At 44.6% G+C, this 6,430-nt stretch carries 4 protein-coding genes; all 4 read right to left on the minus strand.

The features are described 5' to 3' along the window. Positions 1–272: 272 nt before the first annotated feature. Positions 273–1,643 (minus strand): glucose-6-phosphate dehydrogenase assembly protein OpcA, encoded by a 1,371-nt coding sequence (opcA, locus tag AC5JMF_RS28140; RefSeq protein ID WP_495799008.1) that lies wholly within the window; start codon positions 1,641–1,643, stop codon positions 273–275. A gap of 108 nt (positions 1,644–1,751) precedes the next feature. Continuing rightward, positions 1,752–3,281: a glucose-6-phosphate dehydrogenase gene (zwf, locus tag AC5JMF_RS28145; RefSeq protein WP_495799009.1), complete on the minus strand. Its 1,530-nt coding sequence runs from the start codon at positions 3,279–3,281 to the stop codon at positions 1,752–1,754. Positions 3,282–3,393: 112 nt separating this feature from the next. Further along, positions 3,394–4,539 carry a transaldolase gene (gene tal / locus AC5JMF_RS28150; RefSeq protein WP_495799011.1) on the minus strand — a complete coding sequence of 382 codons (1,146 nt, stop codon included), beginning with the start codon at positions 4,537–4,539 and terminating at the stop codon, positions 3,394–3,396. Positions 4,540–5,188: 649 nt separating this feature from the next. Then, positions 5,189–6,238, minus strand: coding sequence for a class 1 fructose-bisphosphatase (gene fbp, locus AC5JMF_RS28155; protein ID WP_495799010.1), 1,050 nt, complete (start codon positions 6,236–6,238; stop codon positions 5,189–5,191). Positions 6,239–6,430: the final 192 nt, after the last annotated feature.

Here is a 6,430-nt window from a genome sequence, read left to right on the forward strand (position 1 = left end):
TCCACCCCTGGCTAAAGCCGAGGGGCTACCAAGCTCTCGTACTATTCGCGTGTAGCGGTAATTCATGAATTACCGCTACATTCGTCATGTTTTGCGTAAGTTTTAATTATTAGTTTGTGAACTACCTACACTGACGCTTCGCGTACAGTGTGGGCTTCCTGTCCAACAGAGAGCGTAGTAGTAGATTTCTTGCGTCCTCTATGGTTTCCCGACTTGTAGCGACTGCCGTCTCGACACCTCCCTATCGGGTAGGTGTGAGGCAACATGGCTGTTTAAGCTGCTAATTTCAGAATCTGAGCGCTCAGCGCTAAGCTTTCCTCAAAGAGGGACTCACGACCCCAGCGTTGTACCTGTTGACTCAACAGAACTTCCGCCTTTTGTTCCGAAAGAGAACTCACCTGTTGGAACAAACCAGCCGACTGGGCACCACCGTGAGTTTCCATCCGCATACAACCACCAGTTTCTGAGCAAATAACCGTACCACAGTCAGCCTTGGGATTAGTAGAACTGAGGCGCAACGCTATCAAATCGCCAATAATATCACCGATATCAGCGACTGGAACTCCTGCGAGTTCAGCTTCCACTTGTCGCTGATCTTTGGCCACAAAGCGAATTCGAGTAATTTCGTAGTCTCCACTTTCCTTTTGATAAGACACTGGTAGCCATTCCAAGCGACTAGCTAACCAACCCAAAAACAGTAAAGCTTGTGCGGGGTTGCCTTTTTCGTAATCAATGGTAATGCGGTCAACTTCCCGCAGAGCATCACGACGGTTTGGTGGGTCGTAAGCTTCAGCGGTCAATTCTTGCCATGCTGAGAGGCGACGCCAGTTGAGGTCAGCGAGGGGAATGCCTGTTTCTACCAACTCTTGAAGACTAAGTAAATCACTTTCAGGCTCGTTAAAGTTGCAAGAATCGACAATTACATTATTGCAGACTACTGCTAATCGCTTGAACAGACCGTTATTTGGGTCTGGTGTTGCTTTCCACCACAGAAACTTGGGTAAACCACCAATCAACAATGCTGGAATCATCCCACCCACACGTTCTAAAGCAGCAGCAGTACCACTGAGAGTGATGTATTCACAACAGATAAGTGTACTTGAGGATTGCTTTTGGATGGGGCAATAGGCAGAAACTTGAGCTTTGACACCCTCATCTTCCCCGGCAATGGGACACAGAGCAATGATGCGGCAGGGGTTACGCAGAGCAATTTCATCAGCAATTCTGGGACTGCTGGCATTTAAGCTATAGCCAACACCACTAGAACCATTTTCCCCAACTGCGTTTCCTTGACGTTTGGTGAATTCTTCCCGTAATACAGCGAGAGTTTCAGGTGTTGTAGTTCCAGTTTCGGGCAACTTATATTTTCTCTGCACCTCTCGCAGTGCTATTTCCATTTGGGGGCCTAAAATCCCATCAATGGGGCCGTTATAAAATCCTAAAGCAGCTAATAAATACTGAGTCTCTTCTGGTTCGTAAACTACCAGGGTAAATGTTGTTGCACGGGTGGCAGCAGGTAGCCCACCGTCTTCACCGGTAATACCGTAACTTTGCCAAATTTGATTAAGTTCCGCTTCTATTTCTGTCAGCGAAATATCCTTTGGTGCTTGTAGTGAAAAAATTGTTGGGGCTTGGGGAGTCATAGTATTTGTCAGTTATCAGTTATCGGTTGTTCTTTGTCATTAGTCATTTGTCCTTTGTCTTAAGACTAATAACCAATGACTAATGACGGATGAGCAATGACTAAATTTTTACAGTCTGCGCCAGCGACGACCGTCTTGATTAATTAAAAATTCTGCTTCTGCTGGTTCCCAAGTACCGGCTTCGTACCTGGGAATGGTGGTTGGGTCGGCGGGTGCATCCCAAACAGAAAGGGCTGGGGTGACTACTTGCCAAGCTGCTTCTACTTCGTCTGCCCGTGTGAATAATGTTTGGTCGCCCATCATACAATCGAGGAAGAGGCGATCGTAAGCGTCAGAAGTTGCTTGGATACCAAAGGAACCATAACTAAAGTCCATATCAACGGAACGAGTACGGAATTCTGCCCCTGGCATTTTGACATCAAAACGCAAGGAAATTCCTTCATTTGGTTGAATTCGCATTGCCAAAATGTTGGCGTTTCTCTGTTGGGCAGCAGATTGAAACATTAAAGAAGGAACTTCACGGAAATGGATTGAAATCTCGCTCACCTTTTTCGGCATCCGTTTGCCAGTCCGCAGATAGAAAGGAACACCCTGCCAGCGCCAGTTATCAACTAAAAACTTCATGGCTACATAGGTGGGTGTTGTAGAGTTGGGATCAACCCCTGGTTCTTCTCGATATCCAGGTACGGGTTGACCTTTCATCCAACCAGCACTATATTGACCACGCACTGCTGAACGTGACAAGTTGTGAACGTCAGCCAAACGGGTTGCTTGCAGCGCTTTAACTTTTTCTGTACGGATACTGTCAGCATCCATGGAATTTGGCGCTTCCATTGCTGTCAAACAGTACAGCTGCATGAGGTGGTTTTGCAACATATCCCGCAGTGCGCCGGCGGTTTCGTAATAGCCAGCTCGGTCTTCTACGCCTACGGTTTCTGCTACGGTAATTTGTACGTGGTCAACGAAGTGACGATTCCACAGCGGTTCAAAAATCGCATTGGCAAAGCGAAACACCAGTAGATTCTGGACTGTTTCTTTACCCAAGTAATGGTCAATGCGGTAAACTTGGTTCTCTTTACAGAATTTTTGTACTACTTTGTTGAGACTTTGAGCTGATGCTAAGTCTCGACCAAAGGGTTTTTCAATTACCAAACGATGTTTGTACGGGTCGTCTAGCATTCCCGCTGTACCCAGTTGCCTGATGGCTTCAGGAAAGAATTTTGGGGCAACGGAGAGATAGAACATTCGGTTGCCTCGTGTGCCCCGTTTTTCGTCTAGTTCGCTCAACAGGGTTTTCAGTCTTTGGTAGCCTTCAGGGTCATCTATGTCTCCAGGACAGTAGAACAAACCTTGAGAGAAGTCTTGCCAGAGTTCGGTGAGTTCAACATTGCTATGAGCCTCTTGCATACCCTTCTGCATTTGCTCGCGAAAGTATTCGTGGCTCCACTCTCGACGTGCCACACCCACAATAGTAGTTTCTGGTGGAATGCGTCTTTCTCGTCGCAATTTGTAAAGTGCTGGAACTAATTTGCGCCAGGTCAGATCACCAGAAGCGCCAAAGATAACTATAATTTGAGGTTCGGGCATCCCTTGCTGTTGCAAACCTACGCGCAAGGGATTTTCTAGCAGACTAACCATAGTAATTTTTGGGAATTGGGGTACTGGGGAATTGGGGAATTGGGAATTGGGGTACTGGGGAATTGGGAAGATATTTTTCTAGTCCTAGTCCCCAGTCCCTAGTCCTTAATACCTACACTGGTGACAATACCTTGATTTTCTCTTCTAAAGAGTTCATCAAGGACTGGAAGGGCTGGACAAATTTGTCGATTCCTTCAGTTAGTAGTTCGTCCATCACGACATCGATGTCGATGTTGATGTCGGGATCTTTGAGGCTTTCGATTAGCTGTTCAGCTTCTTGTGTGCCTGTTTCTATCCGATTAGTGACATCGCAGTGGTCAGCGCAAGCTTTAATTGTTGCTGGTGGTAAGGTGTTAACGGTATCTGGGCCAATTAACTCATCGACGTACATCACATCGCTGTAATCGGGGTCTTTGGTGCTGGTGCTGGCCCACAGTAGCCGTTGTACTTTTGCTGCTTTTGCTGCTAGAGCTTGCCAACGATCGCTCTCTATAATCTTCTTATATTCTTGGTAGGCAATTTTAGCGTTGGCGATCGCAACTTTGCCTTTGACAGCTTTGAGCTTGGCTTCTATGGCAATGTCATCAACGCCTGCCTTCAACTTAGCATCAATTTTGGCGTCGATGTTGCTGTCGATGCGGCTGAGGAAAAAGCTAGCTACTGAGGCAATTTTGCTGATGTCCTTACCTTCACTGACTCGTTTTTCTAAGCCGCGAATATATGCCCAAGCTGTGTTGATGTAGCTTTGTACAGAAAATAGTAAGGTGATGTTGACGTTAATGCCGTCAGCTATTACCTGTTCTACGGCTGGTAAACCGGACTCTGTACCGGGAATTTTAATCATCAAATTTTCCCGTCCGATTTCTTGGAAATAGCGACGGGCTTCGGTGATTGTTGCTTGGGTATCATGGGCGATAGTTGGTGGGACTTCAATACTCACATAACCATCTTGCCTATTCGAGGCTTCATATACTGGACGCAAGATATCACAAGCATTGCGGATATCTGCAAACACTAGTGATTCGTAAATTTTGTATGTTGGTAAATCGGCACGAATTCCGGCTTCTATATCCGCATCATAAATGGCATTGCCTGCGATCGCTTTCTCAAAAATTGCTGGATTAGAAGTAATTCCACAGATTCCCTGATTTTCAACCAGGTTTTTCAATTCGCCTGATTGAATGATGTCACGGCTCAAATTATCCATCCAGATACTTTGACCGTATTCTTTAATTTCCAGTAGATGATTGGTTGCCATAGCTGATGTTGATTTCACTCCTGTATAATGATGTTTCTAAGTGACGTTGACAAAATCTATCAAGTGTTAAAACAGTTATTCAGTGATCAACAGCCGATAACTGCTCGCTGATTGTTGACGGTAGCTTTTGCATTTTGGCGTTGCCCATCACTTAATTGCATCGACCAACTGAGATAGTCTTTAATTCACTTTCAAAAAGCGCTACTTTGCATTCCCAATCCTAAATTTTTATAGTGAGCTTCCTATTGCTGCCGTCGATGCTTTGTTCTCTCTAGTCCAGCAAGCAATAATTCCAAATTTGCTTAATCCCCTTGCTATGACCTCCTGAGTTGAAACAGTTCTGAGCCCTGAGTAAAAAATACTAGAATAAACGTCTCTTGCCTACGGATGTAATAAAATCTTTTACTTGAGACTGCCTTTTTGTGAGTTTTGCGAAAGTTATAAGCAAGATTTCCCTTTGCAACAGACCTTTCAAGAAATATGGGGAATGGGGAGTGGGGAGTGGGGAGTAGGGAGTAGGGAAAGAAAAGATGTGCTTTCAAGACAAATTTTCAATTCCACTCAGTAGTACTAAGCTCTGTTATTTGTCCTTTGTCCTTTGTAAACATTAATGACAAATGACAACCACGCAATTTAAATGTGTCACAGCTTAGTGCCCGTTTTGAATAAAAGACTCCACCTTGGCAACATCCTCTTTGCTACCAATAATCAGAGGTGTGCGTTGATGCAATTTTTTCGGCACAACATCCAAAATATCTACCAACCCTGTAGTAGCACGACCACCTGCTTGTTCAATCAAATAGGCCAAAGGAGCCGTTTCATAAAGCAGACGCAATTTACCTTCGGGTTTTTGAATTGTTCCTGGGTAAAGAAACACACCCCCTTGTACCAAAATTCTATGGATATCGCTGACCATAGCCCCACTATAACGAGCTGTATAGCCTTCTGTACGATGTACGTAGCGGATGTATTCCCGAATTGATTCTTCCCACTGCCAAAAGTTACCCTCATTAACGCTGTAAATAGCACCGTGGTTGGGAATACGGATATTTTCTTCTGTGAGGATAAATTCTCCTAGACTAGGGTCAAGGGTAAACGAATGAACCCCTTTACCTATAGTATAGACTAGCATTGTACTAGGCCCATACAGGATGTAGCCAACGGCAATTTGCTTGTGTCCATCAGTAAGTAGGTCGGTTGCCTGACCATCACTATCGTTGCCTTCTTGTTGCCGAATCGCAAAAATAGAACCCAAACTGAGATTGGTATCTGTATTCGATGAACCATCAATTGGGTCATACAAAAGTGTATAGCGACCAATAGGACAGTTCTCTGGAATGTAGTAAGGTTGCTCCATTTCCTCAGAAGCCAAACGACAAACTAAGCCGCTTTGCTTAAATACTGAGATAAAAACATCATTGGCATAGACATCCATCTTTTTAACGGATTCTCCTTGCACATTGACTTCCCCAGTAAATCCTAAAACGCCTTCCATTAATCCTGCACGGCTGAGGCGACGAGCAATCAATTTACCCGCAAGAGCAATACGATTCATCAGCGCACTTAAATCTTGTGCATCTGCTGAAAAACTCTGAAGTTGCTGTAGAACATGACGCGATAAGGTTGTACAATCACGATCTAGAGCTTTGTCTGTAGCATCTTGGATAGACAAATCCAAAGATTCTGACATTTTAGCCATTGCTGTGTTCTCCCTAACGACTGCCTGTTAATTAGGTTGTAATTGTGCGCGGCAATTTGATGATTGCTACTGCCTCTATCTTAGAAAGGTAACTCTCTAACTTAGATGTGATTTTAGATAAACTAAAGAAATCAATATTTAACTAATTCGCGCCCTCGTCCCCCACTGAATTCGGTACTCCAAATCAGTGGT

This window comes from Desmonostoc vinosum, from assembly GCF_059505385.1.